The sequence below is a fragment of the Streptomyces sp. SDT5-1 genome (assembly GCF_052245995.1).
Lineage (GTDB): Bacteria > Actinomycetota > Actinomycetes > Streptomycetales > Streptomycetaceae > Streptomyces.
This window is the reverse complement of the sequence record NZ_CM125963.1, coordinates 85,184-102,256: the sequence shown is the minus strand read 5'-3', so window position 1 is coordinate 102,256 and position 17,073 is coordinate 85,184. Positions and strand designations below refer to the sequence as shown.

The 17,073-nt window shown below is 72.6% G+C and carries 15 protein-coding genes; 8 read left to right on the top strand and 7 right to left on the bottom strand.

Going from position 1 to position 17,073, the window contains the following annotated elements; all coding sequences use genetic code 11:
- Window positions 1-119 precede the first annotated feature (119 nt).
- Both ACTWJ8_RS00520 and ACTWJ8_RS00515 read left to right on the top strand, forming a co-directional pair.
- Window positions 120-1,355 carry an alpha/beta hydrolase family protein gene (locus tag ACTWJ8_RS00520; RefSeq protein WP_443262326.1) on the top strand — a complete coding sequence of 412 codons (1,236 nt, stop codon included), beginning with the start codon at window positions 120-122 and terminating at the stop codon, window positions 1,353-1,355.
- A 109-nt stretch (window positions 1,356-1,464) separates the two neighbouring features.
- The gene (locus ACTWJ8_RS00515; protein ID WP_443265145.1) at window positions 1,465-2,037 is read left to right on the top strand and encodes a transcriptional regulator; all 573 of its coding nucleotides are present in this window, start codon (window positions 1,465-1,467) and stop codon (window positions 2,035-2,037) included.
- Between the two features lie 12 nt (window positions 2,038-2,049).
- Here the strand turns inward: ACTWJ8_RS00515 and ACTWJ8_RS00510 are convergent, their stop codons facing one another.
- A complete protein-coding gene (locus ACTWJ8_RS00510) occupies window positions 2,050-2,931 on the bottom strand; it encodes an SGNH/GDSL hydrolase family protein (RefSeq protein ID WP_356382462.1) in 882 nt (293 codons plus the stop codon).
- A gap of 349 nt (window positions 2,932-3,280) precedes the next feature.
- Here ACTWJ8_RS00510 and ACTWJ8_RS00505 point away from each other — a divergent pair, with 349 nt between their 5' ends.
- On the top strand, window positions 3,281-5,674 hold the full coding sequence (locus tag ACTWJ8_RS00505; RefSeq protein ID WP_443262325.1) for an ATP-binding cassette domain-containing protein: 2,394 nt from the start codon (window positions 3,281-3,283) through the stop codon (window positions 5,672-5,674).
- A gap of 43 nt (window positions 5,675-5,717) precedes the next feature.
- Here the strand turns inward: ACTWJ8_RS00505 and ACTWJ8_RS00500 are convergent, their stop codons facing one another.
- On the bottom strand, window positions 5,718-6,290 hold the full coding sequence (locus ACTWJ8_RS00500; RefSeq protein ID WP_356382468.1) for a hypothetical protein: 573 nt from the start codon (window positions 6,288-6,290) through the stop codon (window positions 5,718-5,720).
- Between the two features lie 226 nt (window positions 6,291-6,516).
- Window positions 6,517-7,425, bottom strand: coding sequence for a LysR family transcriptional regulator (locus tag ACTWJ8_RS00495; RefSeq protein ID WP_443262323.1), 909 nt, complete (start codon window positions 7,423-7,425; stop codon window positions 6,517-6,519).
- 126 nt (window positions 7,426-7,551) lie between these two features.
- On the opposite strand from ACTWJ8_RS00495, the gene mdlC reads away from it, so the two are divergent.
- The 5 genes from mdlC to ACTWJ8_RS00470 all read left to right on the top strand — a co-directional run bounded on the left by mdlC (window position 7,552) and on the right by ACTWJ8_RS00470 (window position 14,122).
- On the top strand, window positions 7,552-9,135 hold the full coding sequence (gene mdlC / locus ACTWJ8_RS00490; protein ID WP_356382474.1) for a benzoylformate decarboxylase: 1,584 nt from the start codon (window positions 7,552-7,554) through the stop codon (window positions 9,133-9,135).
- 2 nt (window positions 9,136-9,137) lie between these two features.
- Window positions 9,138-10,595 (top strand): benzaldehyde dehydrogenase, encoded by a 1,458-nt coding sequence (locus tag ACTWJ8_RS00485; protein WP_356382477.1) that lies wholly within the window; start codon window positions 9,138-9,140, stop codon window positions 10,593-10,595.
- 96 nt (window positions 10,596-10,691) lie between these two features.
- Entirely contained in the window at window positions 10,692-11,918 is a 1,227-nt protein-coding gene (locus ACTWJ8_RS00480; RefSeq protein WP_443262322.1) for an MFS transporter, read from the top strand.
- Between the two features lie 43 nt (window positions 11,919-11,961).
- Complete coding sequence (locus ACTWJ8_RS00475) at window positions 11,962-12,447, top strand: GNAT family N-acetyltransferase (RefSeq protein WP_356382483.1); 486 nt, start codon at window positions 11,962-11,964, stop codon at window positions 12,445-12,447.
- Between the two features lie 109 nt (window positions 12,448-12,556).
- On the top strand, window positions 12,557-14,122 hold the full coding sequence (locus tag ACTWJ8_RS00470) for an MFS transporter (protein ID WP_443262321.1): 1,566 nt from the start codon (window positions 12,557-12,559) through the stop codon (window positions 14,120-14,122).
- Here ACTWJ8_RS00470 and ACTWJ8_RS00465 read toward each other — a convergent pair.
- From ACTWJ8_RS00465 to ACTWJ8_RS00450, 4 genes are all read right to left on the bottom strand, one after another.
- Entirely contained in the window at window positions 14,106-15,026 is a 921-nt protein-coding gene (locus ACTWJ8_RS00465; protein WP_443262320.1) for a PDR/VanB family oxidoreductase, read from the bottom strand. The two genes, ACTWJ8_RS00470 and ACTWJ8_RS00465, sit on opposite strands and share 17 nt — an antisense overlap.
- A complete protein-coding gene (locus tag ACTWJ8_RS00460) occupies window positions 15,023-15,193 on the bottom strand; it encodes a hypothetical protein (protein ID WP_356382492.1) in 171 nt (56 codons plus the stop codon). Before ACTWJ8_RS00460 ends, ACTWJ8_RS00465 begins: the two co-directional genes overlap by 4 nt.
- Window positions 15,190-16,203, bottom strand: coding sequence for an aromatic ring-hydroxylating dioxygenase subunit alpha (locus ACTWJ8_RS00455; protein WP_443262318.1), 1,014 nt, complete (start codon window positions 16,201-16,203; stop codon window positions 15,190-15,192). Before ACTWJ8_RS00455 ends, ACTWJ8_RS00460 begins: the two co-directional genes overlap by 4 nt.
- A 95-nt stretch (window positions 16,204-16,298) precedes the next feature.
- Complete coding sequence (locus ACTWJ8_RS00450) at window positions 16,299-17,066, bottom strand: IclR family transcriptional regulator (RefSeq protein ID WP_356382498.1); 768 nt, start codon at window positions 17,064-17,066, stop codon at window positions 16,299-16,301.
- Window positions 17,067-17,073 lie beyond the last annotated feature (7 nt).

Sequence of the window (17,073 nt, the reverse complement as noted above, 5' to 3'; positions counted from 1 at the left end):
GTGTTGACGTGAGGACGGCCCGACGACCTGCGTGAATGGTGACTTCTGGGGGATTGCCCCCACCGAAGGGTGGGGACAGCCGGATGGTGCCCCCGCCACGGACCCGCCAATCTCGCATCATGGACGATCACGGTACGAAGACGACGGGCGGCCCGGCCCGCCGCACACTGCTCGTCGCGGGCGCCGCCCTGCTGACCCTGGGAGCCGCACCGGCCGCCACCGCGGCGCCCGCGCGCGTACGCCCCCGACTGCCCGCGCCGACCGGACCGCACTCCGTGGGCCGCGTGACGCTGCGCCTGGTGGACCGCTCGCGCCGCGACCCGTGGACGGGGGACCCGGCACGGGAGTTGCTGGTCGACGTCCGCTACCCGGCGAGCACGGTGGCCGGGCACCCGCGGGCGCCGCAGATGACACCGGGGGAGGCCGCGGTCTTCGACCGGCTCAACAACTTCGGAGGACTGCCCGCGGGGCGTGTCGACTGGGCGGGGGTGCGCACCTACGCCCACACCGGGGCGCCGCTCGACCGCCGCGCGGCGCACCCCGTGGTGCTGTACTCGCCAGGAGTCCTCGACCCGCGCTCCCTGGGAACGACGCTCACGGACGACCTGGCGTCGCGCGGCTATGTGGTCGTCGCCGTCGACCATCCGTACGACGTGTCGGCGGTCGAGCTGCCCGGCGGGCGGGTCCTGACGTCGCGGCTGCCCCAGGAGTTCGAGAAGGCGCAGCAGGAGGGGCCGGAGGCCGTCACCGCGCTGCTGCGCAAGACCGCGGGGGCGCGGGTCGACGACACCCGTTTCGTGCTCGACGCGGTGACGCGGGCCTTCGCCACGGGGCGGCTGCGCAGGGCCCCGATCGGCATGTTCGGGCAGTCCGCGGGCGGCTTCGCCGCGCTCCAGACCCTGCACGACGACGAGCGGCTCGCCGCGGCCGCCGACCTCGACGGCCTGCTCGCGTACGTCCAGGACGAACACCACGAGGGCGGCCTGTCCACCGTCGCCGCCGAGGGCGTGGACCGGCCCGTGCTCCTGATGGGCAGCGACGGCAACGACCGGACCACCGTCCCCTCGTGGCGCGAACTGTGGCGTCACAGCGACGGATGGCACCGCGATCTGACCCTGCGCGGCGCACGGCACGCCACGTACACCGACGCGACGAGCCTGCTCCCGCAGATCGCGGACCGGCTCGACCTGCCGCGCGAGACCCTCACGGAGTGGGTGGGCACGGTGCCCGCGCACCGGGCGGTCGCCGCCCAACGCGCGTATCTCGCGGCCTTCTTCCACCGCTGGCTGCGCGGTGGGCCGGGGAAGCTGCTCGACGGTCCTTCGCCCGGGTACCCGGAGATCGCCTTCGTGTGAAGCCGGACGGGGCACGGCGACCGGCGGCCCCGACGATGATCCGGTAGCCTCGACATGCCACGCGGGGCACCGTGGTGAGGACGTGTCAGCCACTGGATCGGGAGGCGCGGTGCCGGAGCGGAACATCGAGTTCGGGAAGCTGGGCGCGCAGGGCGTCAAGGGCCACGAGGCCGTCGCCCGACAACTCGACCGGCTCGCCGGCTTCGTCGTCACGCCGGTCACGGCACGCCGCGGACTGCTGGCCCGCCTGCACTACCTCACCCGCAGCGCCCACGCGCGCGCCGCGGCCCGCGCCGCAGGGCTCACCGTCACGGACCGCACCCTCAACGCGTGGCTCGCCGAGCGGCGCCGCCCCACCGCGAAGAACCTGGAGCGCATCGAGGCGGCGTACCGCACGGTCCGCCGCCAGAACGTCTCCCGGCACCTGCTCGGCCGGCTCAACCGCTCCGGCCGCGGCACCCGCGTGGAGATCCACCCGCTGAACCAGTCCCAGGTGCCGCGGCCCCACCAGCGCGTCGTCGAGTTCCGTGCCCTGAACGTGCGGCACTGGGACGCCCTCGTCACGGCCTGGGCGTCCGGGGACGACCGGGCCCTCGACGACGCGTGGGTGGAGCAGATCGTGGATCTCGGCTCGCAGTGGGGCGCCTACGAGTTCGTGACCAACGTGGGTTTCGCCGCCTGAGCCTCGGAGCGATCAGAGCATCCCGAGCGCGCCCATGGTGGCGTCGGCCATCGCCGACTCGCCCAGGGCGTTCGGGTGCACGGGCACGAAGTTCGTGCCGAACAGCGCCGGTTCCACCCACCGGGTGCCGGACGGCTGACAGGCGTCGTGGCCCTCGGACGACGTCGTGAAGTCGACGTACGTCGAACCCGTCTCGCCCGCGGCCCGCTGCACCGCACGGTTGAGGTGGGTCTGGATGTCGCGCACGTACGGCACGTCGCCGGACGCGATCGGCATCTTCACGAAGCAGCCCTTCTGCGCGGTCGCGGGCATGATCCACGGGTAGCCGAGGATCGCGACGCGGGCGTTGGGCGCCTTGTTCTTGATGGCCTGGAGCGCCGACTTCACCGCCGGGTACGTCTTGGTGTCGATCTCGTCGCTGAACTTGTCGCCGTACTTGGTCTGGCACGGGTTGCCCTGGCCGCCCGCCGCGATCCCGGAGGAGGCGCAGGCCAGGATCGTGTTGATGAACGTGCCGTTGTCGTTGCCGCCGATGGAGAGCGTCACCAGGTCGGTGTCGGCGTTCAGGGCGTCGAGCTGCGGCGGCACGCCCGGGTACTGCGCCCCGGCGAAGTCCTTCGTCTGCGCGGCGCCGCACGTCACGTCCTTGAGGGCGGCGCCGGTGCGCTTCGCGATGACGTGCGGGTAGTTGGCGGTGGAGCGGGCGCACAGCGGGCTGGCCTTCGGGTCCAGCGGGAGGACCCCGGACGCGGCGCTGTAGCTGTCGCCGAGCGCGGCGTACTGGAGGGGTTCGGAGTCCGCGTGCGCCGGTGCGGCGAGTGCGGTGACGAGGGCGGCTGCGCCGGTGGTGGCCGCGAGGGCGGTGAGTCTGCCGCTGAACGCGCGGTTCGCCATGGAGGTACTCCTTCGTAGCCTTCGGAACCTGCGGGGCCCGGCCGTGGGGTGGCCAAGTCCGGTGTGGGGCAAGGGGGTTCAGCGCGCTGGTAGTTGAAGCTACCGACGGGTTTGAATTTGAGTCAATAGTCGTGCACGCGCTTGTGACCAGGGGAGAGTCGGGGAACCCCGGATTGTCGGTGGCGCTCGATAGCCTCACAGACGAGCCGCAGGTCCGTCGGCAGGCCGCCCGGCGTGTTCACCGATTGCGGTGGCGCGGGCCGTGCCGACGGCGACAATCGAACACGCCGATGCGAGACGTGCGACGCCGAGCACACCCAGGCGTCCGTCGACACCCGATGGAGAGAAGATGACCAAGGTCGCGAGAACGGGGACACCGTCGTCAGGTGCGCACCCCGCCGACAGCCACGACCTGATCCGCGTGCACGGCGCGCGGGAGAACAACCTGAAGGACGTCAGCATCGAACTCCCCAAGCGGCGCCTCACGGTGTTCACGGGAGTCTCGGGGTCCGGCAAGAGCTCCCTGGTGTTCGACACCATCGCCGCCGAGTCCCAGCGGATGATCAACGAGACGTACAGCGCGTTCCTCCAGGGCTTCATGCCGACCCTGGCGCGGCCCGAGGTCGACGTGCTCGACGGGCTCACCACGGCCATCACCGTCGACCAGCAGCGGATGGGCTCCGACCCGCGCTCCACGGTCGGCACGGCGACGGATGCCAGCGCGATGCTGCGCATCCTCTACAGCCGCCTCGCCGAGCCCCGGATCGGCGGGCCCGGCGCGTACTCCTTCAACGTCGCGTCGGTGTCCGCCCAGGGCGGCTTCACGGTCGACCGCGGCGCGGACAGGACCAAGACCGAGAAGGTGTCCTTCAGTCGCACCGGCGGCATGTGCACCCACTGCGAGGGCCGCGGCACGGTCTCCGACATCGACCTCGCCCAGCTTTTCGACGACACCAAGTCCCTCAACGAGGACCCGTTCACCATCCCCACGTACACCGGGGACGGCTGGGTGGTCCGGGTCATCCGCGAATCCGGCTTCTTCGACCCGGACAAGCCGATCCGCAAATACACCAAGAAGGAGCGGCAGGACTTCCTCTACAAGGAACCCACCAAGGTCAAGATCAACGGAGTGAACCTCACCTACGAGGGCCTGCTCCCGAAGCTCCAGAAGACCTTCCTGTCCAAGGACCGCGAGTCGATGCAGCCGCACATCAGGGCCTTCGTGGACCGCGCGGTCACCTTCCAGACCTGCCCCGACTGCGACGGCACCCGGCTCAGCGAACTCGCCCGCTCCTCGAAGATCGACGGCAAGAGCATCGCCGACCTGTGCGCGATGGAGATCAGGGACCTCGCCCAGTGGGTGCGCGGGCTCGAGGAGCCCTCCGTCGCCCCGCTCCTCGCCAAGCTCCGGCACACCCTGGAGTCCTTCGAGGAGATCGGCCTCGGCTATCTCTCCCTCGACCGCGCCGCCGGCACGCTCTCCGGCGGCGAGGCGCAGCGCGTCAAGATGATCCGCCACCTCGGCTCCTCGCTCACCGACGTCACGTACGTCTTCGACGAGCCCACCATCGGCCTGCACCCGCACGACATCCAGCGGATGAACAAGCTGCTGCTTCGCCTGCGCGACAAGGGCAACACCGTGCTCGTGGTGGAGCACAAGCCCGAGGCCATCGCCATCGCCGACCACGTCGTGGACCTCGGCCCCGGAGCGGGCACCGGCGGCGGCACCGTCTGCTTCGAGGGCACCGTCGACGAGCTGCGCGCCAGTGACACCATCACCGGGCGGCACCTCGACGACCGGGCCGTGCTCAAGGACACCGTGCGCGAACCCAGTGGCAAGCTCGCGATCCGCGGGGCGAACGCGCACAACCTGCGCGACGTCGACGTCGACATCCCGCTCGGGGTGCTCACGGTGGTGACAGGCGTCGCCGGTTCCGGCAAGAGCTCGCTCGTGCACGGCTCGATCCCCGCCGACGAGGGGGTGGTGGCCGTCGACCAGACCCCGATCCGCGGCTCACGGCGCAGCAACCCGGCCACGTACACGGGTCTGCTCGACCCGATCCGCAAGGCGTTCGCGAAGGCCAACGGCGTGAAGCCCGCACTGTTCAGCGCCAACTCGGAGGGCGCCTGCCCGACGTGCAACGGCGCGGGGGTCGTCTACACCGACCTCGGCATCATGGCGAGCGCCGCCGCCACCTGCGAGGAGTGCGACGGCAAGCGGTTCGAGGCGTCCGTGCTCGACTACCACTTCGGGGGCAAGGACATCAGCGAGGTGCTCGCGATGCCGGTCACGGAGGCGGTGGAGATCTTCGGGGCGGGAGAGGCGCGCACCCCGGCGGCGCACAGGATCCTGGAGCGGCTCGAGGACGTGGGGCTCGGATACCTCACCCTCGGGCAGCCGCTGACCACGCTCTCCGGCGGCGAGCGGCAGCGGCTCAAGCTGGCCGTGCACATGGCCGACAAGGGCGGGGTCTACGTGTTGGACGAGCCGACCACGGGACTGCACCTCGCGGACGTCGAGCAGCTGCTCGGGCTGCTCGACCGGCTCGTGGACTCCGGAAAGTCGGTCATCGTCATCGAGCACCACCAGGCCGTGATGGCGCACGCCGACTGGATCATCGACCTGGGCCCCGGAGCGGGCCACGACGGCGGCAAGGTCGTCTTCGAGGGCACACCGGCCGAGCTCGTTGCCGACCGTTCCACCCTCACGGGCGAGCACCTCGCGCAGTACGTGGGTGCCTGACCGGACGCCGCCGACCGACCGGGAGGGTCGGCCGCGGCCGCGGTCAGCCCTCCTGCGTCGGGGCCTGGTGCTGCTGAACCTGCGGGAACGCCTGCGTCTCCTGCGGGCCGTTCTGCTGTGGACCGTTCCCCTGGAACGGGCGGTCCTGGTTCTCCCGCGGGCCGGCGGGGGAGAACGGCGACGACTCCTGCGCGGCGCCCGGCGAGAACGGCGAGTCCTGCGCGCCGCCCTGCGGGAACTGCTGCCCCTGCGTCTCCTGCGGGCCGGTCTGCGTGAACGGGGACTCCTGCGGGCCCGTCTGCGAGAACGGGTCGCCCTGCGGCTGCTGCGGGCCGCCCTGCGGGAACTGCTGACCCTGCGGTGCCTGCTCGGCGGCGGGCGCCTGGGCGGCCTGCTGACCCTGCTGCTCCTGAGCGGGCTCGGGGGCCTGGAGGGACGCCGGACCCTGCGCGGGCTGCTGCTGCCTCTGCGCGGCTCCTCCGTGCCCGAAGTCGAGCACTCCCTCCGCGGTGCGCTCGGCCTTGTGCGCGGCCTCACGTGCGTCGGCGAGCACATCACCCTGCTCGTCGACGAGTCGGTCGTAGATGGGCGCCGGGGCGGTGGACGGTGCGGGCACGGGAAGAGCTCCTGGTGTCGGGGTCTTGAAGCCACCCTGAGGGTGAACAAAAGGGGACCCTACGACGATCGGGTGACAGGGGACCATCCGGGGTGGGGTTACCCGCCGCTCACCAGGCACAACGGTGTACGTCCCGTGAAGGCGGGGTGGACGACCGCGGCTGAGCGGGGCGAATACGGCTCTCCCGGTGTAGTGACGGCTCCTGCGGCGGCGGAGGTGTGACCGATCACTCCTCCGTCGCCGTGGCCAGGGACTCCCGCATGAAGTCCACCAGCCACTGTTGCGCGGGTGTGCGCGCGTGCGCGTGGCGCGTGTAGATCGACACCTGCGCCGGCTCGATGTCGAAGGGCAGCTCCAGGAGCCGCACGCGGTGGTCCGCTGCGAACATCCGGCCCACCAGGCGCGGCGCCATCGCCACGAGCTCGCTCTCCTGCAACAGGTACGGAAGGCCCGCGAACCGGGTCACCTCCAGAGCCACCTGGGGCAGCAGCCCGTGCGCCTCCAGGGCGCGGCGCGGCCCGTCGTGCCCCGCCGGACCCGACACCGTGACATGCCGCTCGGCGCCCAGTTCGGGAAGTGACACCGTCTTGCCGCGCAGCCGCGGATGGTCGCGCGCCACCACGGCGACGTACCCCTCCGAGAACAGCGGGATCCGCTCGATGCGCGGCGAGCCGAGCGGCGGCGAGGCGATGAACGCGTCGATCTCGCCGCGCCCCAGCTGGTCGGCCGCGCCCGCGATGTCGAGCGGCCGCACGCTCAGCGTCGCGCCCGGCGCCCGCCGCGGCAGGGCCGCCATCAGCCGGGGCAGCAGCGCCACCTCGCCCAGATCCGACAGACACACCGTGAACGCGGCGCGCGCCGTCGCCGGATCGAAGGACCTGGCACCGCTCAGCGTCGTCTCGATCTCGGAGAGCGCGCTGTGCAGCGGCTCGTACAGGGCGCGCGCCGTGGTCGTCGGGGCGAGGCCCGCGCCGGTGCGGCGGAACAGCTCGTCGTCGAAGCGGCGGCGCAGCTTCTGGAGCCCGTAACTGACCGTCGGCTGGGTGACGTGCAGGGCCTCGGCGGTCGCCGTCACGCTCCGGGTCTCGTAGAGCAGCACGAACGTGCGCACGAGGTTGAGGTCGAAGTCCCGCATGATCCGCCAGTCTAGGGCTCGCGTTATCGAAACCGTCTATGACGCGAGTGGGCAACATTGATTGGAGCGCGGTCGGCTTCCTTCCTAGGCTCGAGGCATCACCGCCGGTCAAGGAGGGGTTCACGGATGCCGACCGCACGCCGGATCGCGCACGCGTTCCTGGAGCGCCAGGGCCTGACGACGATCTTCGGAAACCCCGGGTCGAACGAACTGCCGTTCCTCGCCGGGCTCCCGGACTCCTTCCGCTACGTCCTCGGCCTGCACGAGGGCGCCGTGGTCGGCATGGCCGACGGATACGCCCAGGTCACCGGCCGCCCCGCGCTCGTGAACCTGCACGCCGCCGCGGGCTCGGGCAACGCGATGGGCGCCCTCACCAACGCCGTGTACGCCCGCTCGCCGCTGGTCCTCACGGCCGGGCAGCAGGTGCGCTCCGCGATCGGCCTGGAAGCGATGCTCGCCAACGTCGACGCGCCGCAGCTGATGCGCCCGCTCGTCGCCCACTCCGCCGAACCCGCCTGCGCCGCCGACGTCCCGCGCGCCCTCGCCCAGACCGTGTTCGAGGCCGAACTGCGGCGCGGCCCCAGTTATCTGTCGGTGCCGTACGACGACTGGGACGCCGAACTCGCCCCGGACGCCGCCGACGTTCTCGACCGGAGCGTGCGCCGCGGGCTCGTGCCCGACCCGGAACAACTCGACGACCTCGTACGGGAGGTGGGGGAGGCCCGCGCGCCCGTGCTCGTCCTCGGCGGCGACATCGACGCCGAAGGGCTCTTCGAGCGGGCGGTGGCCTGCGCCGAACACCTGGATCTGCCGGTGTGGGTGGCGCCCTCGCCACACCGGCTCCCCTTCCCCAACCGGCACCCGCTCTTCCGCGGCGTCCTGCCCGCCGGCATCGGCTCCGTGTCGTCGGCGCTCGCCGGCCACGACCTCGTGCTGGTCCTGGGCGCGCCCGTCTTCCGCTACCACCAGCACGTGCCCGGACGCCACCTGCCCGAGGGCGCACGCCTCGTCCAGGTCACCGACGACCCGGGCGCCGCCGCCCGCGCCCCGATGGGCGAGGCACTGGTCGCCGACCCGGGCCCGGTCCTCACGGCCCTGCTCACCCGCCTTCCCCAACGGGCAAGCGGGGCAACCGGGTTCACGCTGCCGCCCGAGCCCGCCACCGCGCCCGGCGCAGCCCTCCACCCCGAGGAGGTCTTCGCCGCCCTCCGCGACACCCAGCCGCCCGACACCCGCTACGTCGTCGAGTCGACGTCCACCAACTCCGCGTGGTGGCGCCAGATGGACCTGCGCCACCCCGGCTCCTACTTCTTCCCCGCGTCCGGCGGACTCGGCTTCGGCCTGCCCGCCGCCGTCGGCGCCGCGATGGGCGACCCGGAGCGGCCCGTCGTCGCCGTCGTCGGCGACGGTTCCGCCAACTACGGGATCACGGCGCTGTGGAGCGCCGCCCGCTACCGGGTCCCGGTCACCTTCGTCATCCTGCGCAACGGCACGTACGGCGCCCTGCGCTGGTTCGGGAAGCTGCTCGACACACCCGACGTCCCGGGCACCGAGATCCCCGGCATCGACTTCACCGCGCTCGCCGCGGGCTACGGGGTGCCCGCCACCACCGTCACCGGACTCGCCGAACTGCGTGCATGGTTGAAGACACCCGCGACCGACGGGCCCCGGCTCGTCCAGGTCGACACCCACCCCACCTCACCGGAGTGAACATGCCTCTCCTCGAAGACCCCGCCTGGCACGGGCGCATCCACCTCGACGGCTGGACCGCCGGAGGCGGCGGCGCCACCGACGTCGTCGAACCCGCCACCGGACAGCGGCTCGGTTCGATCGGCAGCGCCACCGCCGACGACGTGACCCGCGCCGCCGCCCGCGCGGCCGAGGCGCAGCGCGAGTGGGCCCGCAAGGCGCCCGCCGAGCGCGCCGCCGTGCTGCGCAGGGCCGGTGACCTGTTCGCCGAGCACGCCGAGGAGATCAAGGACTGGATCGTCCGCGAGGCCGGTTCCACCCGAGCCAAGGCCACCGTCGAGACCGACTTCGCCGCCGCCGAGTGCCACGAGGACGCGGCCCTGCCCGCGCACCCGCTCGGCGACGTGCTCAGCAGCGGCGAACCCCGCTGGTCGTTCGCGCGCCGCGTCCCCGCGGGCGTCGTCTCGGTGATCGCGCCGTTCAACTTCCCGCTCATCCTCGGCATCCGCTCGGTGGCGCCCGCGCTCGCGCTCGGCAACGCCGTGCTCCTCAAGCCGGACCCGCGCACCGCGGTGTGCGGTGGTGTCACCATCGTCCGCATCTTCGAGGAGGCCGGGCTTCCGGAGGGACTGCTCCACCTGCTGCCCGGTGACGCGAGTGTCGGCGCCGCCGTCGTCGAGGCGCCCGAGGTGTCCGTCGTCTCCTTCACCGGTTCCACCGCCGCGGGGCGCAAGGTCGGCGAGGCCGCCGCCCGCAACCTCAAGAAGGTCCACCTCGAACTCGGCGGGAACAACGCCCTCGTCGTCCTCCCCGGCGCCGACCTGCCCGCCGCCGCCTCGGCCGGCGCGTTCGGCTCGTACCTCCACCAGGGCCAGATCTGCATGGCGACCGGACGCCACCTCGTCCACGAGTCTCAGGCCGAGGAGTACGTGGCGCTGCTCGCCGAGAAGGCGAACCGGCTGCCCGTCGGCGACCCCGCCACAGGGGACGTCGCGCTCGGCCCCATCATCGACGGCCGCCAGCTCGCCCACATCGACAAGGTGGTGACCGACAGCGTCGCCGCGGGCGCGAAGCTGATCGCCGGTGGCAAGGCCGACGCCCCGTACTACCCGGCCACCGTCCTCACCGGGCTCGACGACGACACACCCGCCTGGCGCGAGGAGATCTTCGGCCCCGTCGCCCCCGTGCGCACCTACCGCGACCTCGACGAGGCCGCCCGCATCGTCGACGCGTCGCCGTACGGACTGTCCGTCGGCATCCTCGGCGACGTCGGCACCGCGATGACGCTCGCCGACCGGATCCGCTCCGGCAAGGTGCACATCAACGAACAGACCGTCATGGACGAGCCCGCCGCCCCCTTCGGCGGCGTCGGCGACTCCGGCAACGGATCGCGGTTCGGCGGCGCGCAGGCCAACATCGAGGCGTTCACCGAGACCCAGTGGGTGACCGTCCGCCCGCAGATCGCGCCGTACCCCTTCTGATCCCCACGGAAGGCCCGGCGTCCGAGCAGTAGTCCCTGTCCCCGAGGAGCAGCGCGCCCCCGTCCCCGATCCTGCTCGTCCGCAAGGAGCACGGCAATGACGACGTCTCCCACGCGGGCAGCCGGCACAGCGGTGCTGTGCTGGCTGACCGTCCTGCTCGAGGGGTACGACCTGGTGGCGCTCGGCGCCACCATCCCCACCCTGCTCAAGACCCACCACCTCGGCTTCACCGCCGCCGATGCCACCGCGGTCGCCACCGTGTCCCTCGTCGGGGTCGCGGTCGGCGCCGCCGGGCTCGGGCCGCTCACCGACCGGTTCGGGCGGCGCGGCATGCTCATCGGCTCCGTCCTGCTGTTCTCGGTGTTCACGCTGGTGACACCGCTCGCCCCGAACATCGCCGTGTTCGGTGTGCTGCGCTTCCTCGCCGGGCTCGGCCTCGGCGCCTGCATGCCCGTCGCCCTGACCGTCATGTCGGAGAACCTCCCCGAGAGCCGCCGCGCCAGCGCCAGCACCTTCACCATGACCGGCTACCACGTAGGGGCCGTGCTCACCTCCCTGCTCGCGCTCGCCGTCGCGGGCGACTGGCACTGGCTGTTCTACGGCGGGGGAGTCGCGGGCCTTCTCGTCGTCCCGCTCATGTGGTGGAAGCTCCCGGAGTCCGCCGCGTACCTCGCAGCCAAGCAACAGCCGCAGGGCGAACGCGTCGGCATGCGCGACCTGTTGGGACCGCGCAGCCGTCGCACCACCCTCGCCGTCTGGGGCGGCTCCTTCATGGGCCTGCTGCTCGTGTACGGCCTCAACACCTGGCTGCCGCAGCTCATGCGCAGCGCCGGATACCCCATCTCCCGCTCCATCGCCCTGCTGCTCGTCCTGAACGTCGGCGCGGTCATCGGCCTCGTCGTCGCGGGCATTGTCGCCGACACCTACGGCATCCGGCGCGTGGCCCGCGTCTGGTTCGCGGCGGGCGCCGTGCTGCTCGCCGTCCTGAGCCTGCGCATCGAGTCCAGCCTGCTCCTGAACGCGCTGGTCCTCCTCACGGGCGTCTTCGTGTTCTCCGCGCAGGTCCTCATCTACGGGTACGTGGCCCATGTCTTCCCGGCTCGCACCCGCGGCACCGCCCTCGGCCTCGCCTCCGCGGTCGGCCGCCTCGGCTCGATCACCGGGCCCTTCGTGACCGGAGCCCTGGTCACCGCGGGCATCGCCCACCCCTGGGGCTTCTGGTTCTTCGCCGGTGTCGCCGCCCTCGGGCTCGGCGCGATGCTGCTGCTCACCCCGCCGACGGCCGACCGGGCGGAGGTGCCGAGCGCCGCGTTCACCAGGTGAGCGGACCTGACGGCGCGGCCGGTGCGCGTGCCAGACTCGGCCCATGGAGATCAGAGACATCAAGGACGGGGACTGGGAGCGGATCTGGCCGTTCTGGCAGCGGATCGTGCGCGCGGGCGAGACCTACGGCTGGGACCCCGACACCAGCGAGCCCGAGGCCCGCGCCCTGTGGACCGAGGGCGCGGGCAAGCGGGTCCACGTCATGGTGGACGACGCGGGCCACGTCGTCGCGAGCGCCTACGTGAAGCCCAACTACGGCGGCCCGGCGCGGGACGTCGCCAACGCCGGATTCATGGTCGACCCCGACCACGGCGGCCACGGGTACGGCCGCGCCCTCGCCGAGCACGTCCTGGAGACGGCGAAGGCGGACGGCTACCGCGCCATGGTGTTCAACGCCGTCGTCGAGACCAACCCGGCGGTGCGGCTGTGGAGTTCGCTCGGCTTCACGATCCTCGGCACGGTGCCCGACGCCTTCGACCACCCGCGCCACGGCCGGGTCGGCCTGCACATCATGCACCGGGCGCTGTAGGGCCGACACGGCCCGGACAGGGCGGGGTACCTGCGCGAACCCCGTTGAGTTAGGGTTACCTAACCAACGGGGTGGCCCCGTGTTCCCTGCCTGCCCACAAGGAGCCCGCATGACGGCGACGCCCGCCGCCGAGCAGTCGACCACCCCCTCGCCCGCGCGGCCGAGGGACCCACGCCGCTGGCTGATCCTCGGCGTGATCTGCCTCGCGCAACTCGTCGTCATCCTCGACAACACGATCCTCAACGTCGCCGTGCCCACCCTCACCGCCGACCTCGGCGCGGGCACGGCCGACGTCCAGTGGATCATCAACGCGTACATCCTGGTGCAGGCCGGACTGCTGCTCGCGGCCGGCGCCGCCGCCGACCGCTACGGGCGCAAGAAGCTGCTCCTGGCCGGGCTCGTGCTGTTCGGCGCGGGCTCCCTCGCCGCCGGACTCGCCCACAGCACCGGGCAGTTGATCGCAGCCCGCGCCGGCATGGGCATCGGCGGCGCCCTCCTCCTCACCACCACCCTCGCCGTGGCCGTGCAGGTCTTCGACGACGACGAGCGGGTCCGCGCCATCGGCATCTGGGCCGCCGTCAACGCCCTCGGCTTCGCGGCGGGCCCCCTCGCGGGCGGACTGCTCCTCGCCCACTTCTGGTGGGGCTCCCTCTTCCTCGTCAACGTGCCCGTGGTGCTGCTCGGCCTGTGCGCGGTGACCCTCCTCGTGCCGGAGAGCAGGGCGGACCAGAGCCACCGGCCCGACCTGCTCGGCGCCCTCCTGTCGACCGTCGCGATGGCCTCGCTCGTCTACGCCGTCGTCTCCGGGCCCGACCACGGCTGGTCGTCCCCGTACGTGCTCGCGGGCGCAGGTCTCGGAGTGTGCGCGCTCACCGCGTTCGTGCTGTGGGAGCGGCACGTGGAGGACCCCATGCTCGACATGGGCTTCTTCCGCGACCGGACCTTCACCGGCGCCGTGTTCGGCGCCGTGCTCATCACCTTCGGCAGCGGCGGCGCGCTGTTCCTGCTCACGCAGCAGCTCCAGTTCGTCCTCGGCTACGGCCCGCTGGAGGCAGGACTGCGCACCGCGCCCTTCGCGCTCACCGTGGTCCTGCTCAACTTCACCGGTGTCTCCGCCCGCGTCAGCAAGCGGCTCGGCATCCCCGGCTCGGTGGCCCTCGGCATGACCCTGCTCGCCTCCGGGCTCGCCGCGGTCGCCCTCGCGGGGCGCGTCGTCGACGGCTACGGCGGACTGCTCGTCGGGCTCGTCCTCATGGGCCTCGGCTGCGCGCTCGCCAACCCGGCGATGGCCGTCGCCGTGCTCGGCTCCATCCCGCGCGAGAAGGCGGGCGCGGGCGCCGGCATCCAGGGCACCGTCACCGAGTTCGGCAGCGGCCTCGGCGTCGCGGTGCTCGGAGCCGTGCTCAGCGCACGGTTCTCCGCGCTCGTCCCGGTGACCGCCGCCTCGCTGCCCGCCGCGCTGGCCGCCGCGGGCTCGGCGGGCGAACGACGCACGGTGAAGCGGGCGTTCGGATCCGCCCTGGAGACCGGCCAACTCGTGGGCGCGGCCGCCGTCCTGACGGGCGGTCTGGTGGCGGCCGTGCTGCTGCGCCGCGCGGAACACGCGACGCAGCCCGATACGGAGACCACCACGGAAGCGGCGCTCACGGATCCGGCGGTCAGAGATCCAGCGTGAGCCGCTCGCCCCTGGCCCGCGAGACACACACCATCATCGTCTCGTTGGCCTCCCGCTCGGCGGCCGTCAGCACACTGTCGCGGTGGTCGACCTCCCCGGCGAGCACATCCGTCTCGCACGTGCCGCACGTGCCCTCCGTGCACGAGTACAGGACCTGGATCCCGGCCTCCTGCAACGTGGCGAGGACCGTCCGGTCCGCCGGAACCTTCAACGTACGGCCGCACGAGGCCAGTTCGACCTCGAAGGCGGTGTCGCCGCTTGTGTCGGTCTCCGCCGGGGTGAAGCGCTCCGTGCGCAGCGCCCCCGCGGGCACGAGCTCCTCCACGGCGGCGAGCAGCGGCTCGGGGCCGCAGGCGTAGACGAGTTCCCCCGGGCGCAGATCGGCGAGGACGGCAGGGAGGTCGAGCAGGCCCTCCACGAGCGCCACCCGGCCACCCGGATGCCGCTCCGCCAGCTCGTCCGCGAAGGCCATGGTGCCGCGCGAGCGACCCCCGTAGGACAGCGACCACTCGGCGCCCCGCTCGGCCGCCGCGGTCAGCATCGGCAGGATCGGCGTGATGCCGATGCCGCCCGCGACGAACCGGTACGCGGGCGCCGGTTCGAGCCGGAAGTGGTTGCGCGGCCCACGGGCCCGTACCGCCGCCCCCTCCTGCAGCTCGTCGTGCACATGGGCGGAGCCGCCCCTGCCGTCGCGCTCGCGCAGCACGGCGATCCGCCAGGTGTCCGTGGCGCCGCCGCACAGCGAGTACTGCCGCTCCAGGCCGTCGGCCAGCAGCAGGTCGATGTGCGCGCCGGCCTCCCATCCGGGCAGCGGCGCGCCGTCCGGGCGGCGCAGCAGCAGGGAGACGACGCCTTCGGCCTCCTGCCGGCGTTCGGCGACGACGAGGTCGAGCACTTCGCTCACGGTCGGCGTTCCTTGTCCTCGGTGGTGTCGGGGTGATCGGGGTGGGCCAGCATCCACTCCCACATGGCGACGGGGTCCTGACTGGTGTGCCGCGCGCCGCAGTGGCACAGGCCGTCGAGGAGGTCGGTGCCGGGGAGCCATTCGATGCGGTAGACGGGCCGGGTCATCCGGCGGCCAGCTTGCCGAGGATGCGGCGCGCGGCCAGGCCGCCCGTGTCGATGTTGATGCTGAGCTCCTGGTAGCCCTCCGGCTCGGTGTCCAGGGTGCGCTGCAGCAGATTGAGCGCGTCGACGTCCTGCATGACGACCGTGTGGTTGAAGTCCCGCAGGAACGTGGTGACTTCGGCGTCCTCGGTCGCGAAGTTCCGCGACACCGCCCAGAAGTCGTACACCTTGCCCGGCGACGACGGGGTGATCGCGTACGTGATCTCGGTGCGGAACGCGGGGGTCTCCTGCCCGGACGGGCTGATCGTGCTGTGCAGCAGGTACAGGCACGGCGCGTGGTACTCGATGTCCTGGCGCCGGTCGATGCGGCCCTCGATGCCGGTGGAGCGGGCGTAGAACGGCGGGCACTCGGCGTCCTTCATGTGCCGCGACACCCGCACGACGCCGGACTCCTCGTCGACCTCCGTCGTGATGGGGGTCTCGGCGACCTCCGGTGTCCCGATGTAGCCGCCGTGCAGGTAGGTCTCGTGGGACAGGTCCATCAGGTTGTCGACCAGCAGCATGAAGTCCGCGTCGATGGGCTCCATGCCCTCGACGGTCACGTGGTCGTCCGCCACCAGGTGCGGGGCGCGCGGGATCACGGAGGCGTCGGCGCGCTCCGGGTCACCGATCCACACCCACACCATCCCGTCGACCTCGGCGACCGGGTACGAGCTCACCCGCGCCGTCCGCGGCACCCGCTTCTGCCCCGGCACGAACACACACGTGCCCGTCGTGTCGTAGGTGAACCCGTGGTACCCGCACACCACCCGGTCCCCGTCGAGCCCGCTCGCCGAGAGGGGGTAGCGGCGGTGCACACAGCGGTCCGCGAGCGCGACCGGCTCGCCGGCCTCGGTGCGGTAGAAGGCGATCGGCTCGCCGAGGATCGTGCGGCCGAGCAGCTCCCGGCCCACCTCCTTCGACCATGCGGCGACGTACCACTGGTTGCGGGCGAAGGCCGAGTAGGCGGTCATGACGGGCGTCCCTCCTGTCACCGCGCGCGGCACCGTCGCCGCGCGTCACCGACCACCTTGGTGACCCGGACCACAGGCCCACAACGGGACTTCCGTCAGACGGAAGCCGGGGGAGCGGTCGGGGCGGGTTGCCAGCCGAGCGCCCGCGAGATGCCGCGTCCGGCCAGCTGCACCGCGGGAATCAGCGCGGGTGTCCGCGCCCCCTCGACCGGTACGACGACGGAGACCGCCGCGACGACATCGCCGCGCGGCCCGCGCACCGGCGCCGCCACCGACAGGGCGTCGTCGGTGATCTGACGGTCGCTCACCGCGACGCCGCTGCGCCGCACATCGGCCAGCATCCGGCGCAGCCGCCCCGCGTCGGTCACCGTGTACGGCGTGAACGCCTCGAGCCCGCCCGCCGGGTAGCGGTCCTGGAGGTCGAGGTCCGCGTGCGCGAGCAGCACCAGGCCCACGCCGGTCGCGTGCAGCGGCCAGCGCGCGCCGACCCGCGAGTGCACGCCCACTGCTGAACGCCCGGACAGGCGCTCGATGTAGACGACCTCCAGGTCGTCCCGCACCGCGAGGTGCACGTTCTCGTGCGTCGACTCGTACAGGTCCTCCAGGAACGGCAGCGCCGACTGCCGCAGGCCGAGGCCGCGCGGGGCGAGCGCCGCGATCTCCCACAGCCGCAGGCCCACGTGGTAGTTGCCCGCCTCGTCGCGCTCCAGGGCGCCCCACCGGGTGAGCGCGCCGACCAGCCGGTGCGCGGTGGGCAGCGCGAGATCGGCGCGCTGCGCGAGCTGTGTGAGGGTGAGGGACGGGTGGTCCTGGTCGAAGGCGCCGAGCGCGTCGAGCAGCCGGTCGCTCGCGGAACGCGTCACGACCCGC

Coding starts and splice junctions, on each gene's coding strand:
- ACTWJ8_RS00520 (WP_443262326.1), top strand. CDS start 120: ATGGACGATCACGGTACGAAGACGACGGGCGGCCCGGCCCGCCGCACA.
- ACTWJ8_RS00510 (WP_356382462.1), bottom strand. CDS start 2,931: ATGGCGAACCGCGCGTTCAGCGGCAGACTCACCGCCCTCGCGGCCACC.
- ACTWJ8_RS00505 (WP_443262325.1), top strand. CDS start 3,281: ATGACCAAGGTCGCGAGAACGGGGACACCGTCGTCAGGTGCGCACCCC.
- ACTWJ8_RS00495 (WP_443262323.1), bottom strand. CDS start 7,425: ATGCGGGACTTCGACCTCAACCTCGTGCGCACGTTCGTGCTGCTCTAC.
- mdlC (WP_356382474.1), top strand. CDS start 7,552: ATGCCGACCGCACGCCGGATCGCGCACGCGTTCCTGGAGCGCCAGGGC.
- ACTWJ8_RS00485 (WP_356382477.1), top strand. CDS start 9,138: ATGCCTCTCCTCGAAGACCCCGCCTGGCACGGGCGCATCCACCTCGAC.
- ACTWJ8_RS00480 (WP_443262322.1), top strand. CDS start 10,692: ATGACGACGTCTCCCACGCGGGCAGCCGGCACAGCGGTGCTGTGCTGG.
- ACTWJ8_RS00475 (WP_356382483.1), top strand. CDS start 11,962: ATGGAGATCAGAGACATCAAGGACGGGGACTGGGAGCGGATCTGGCCG.
- ACTWJ8_RS00470 (WP_443262321.1), top strand. CDS start 12,557: ATGACGGCGACGCCCGCCGCCGAGCAGTCGACCACCCCCTCGCCCGCG.
- ACTWJ8_RS00460 (WP_356382492.1), bottom strand. CDS start 15,193: ATGACCCGGCCCGTCTACCGCATCGAATGGCTCCCCGGCACCGACCTC.
- ACTWJ8_RS00455 (WP_443262318.1), bottom strand. CDS start 16,203: ATGACCGCCTACTCGGCCTTCGCCCGCAACCAGTGGTACGTCGCCGCA.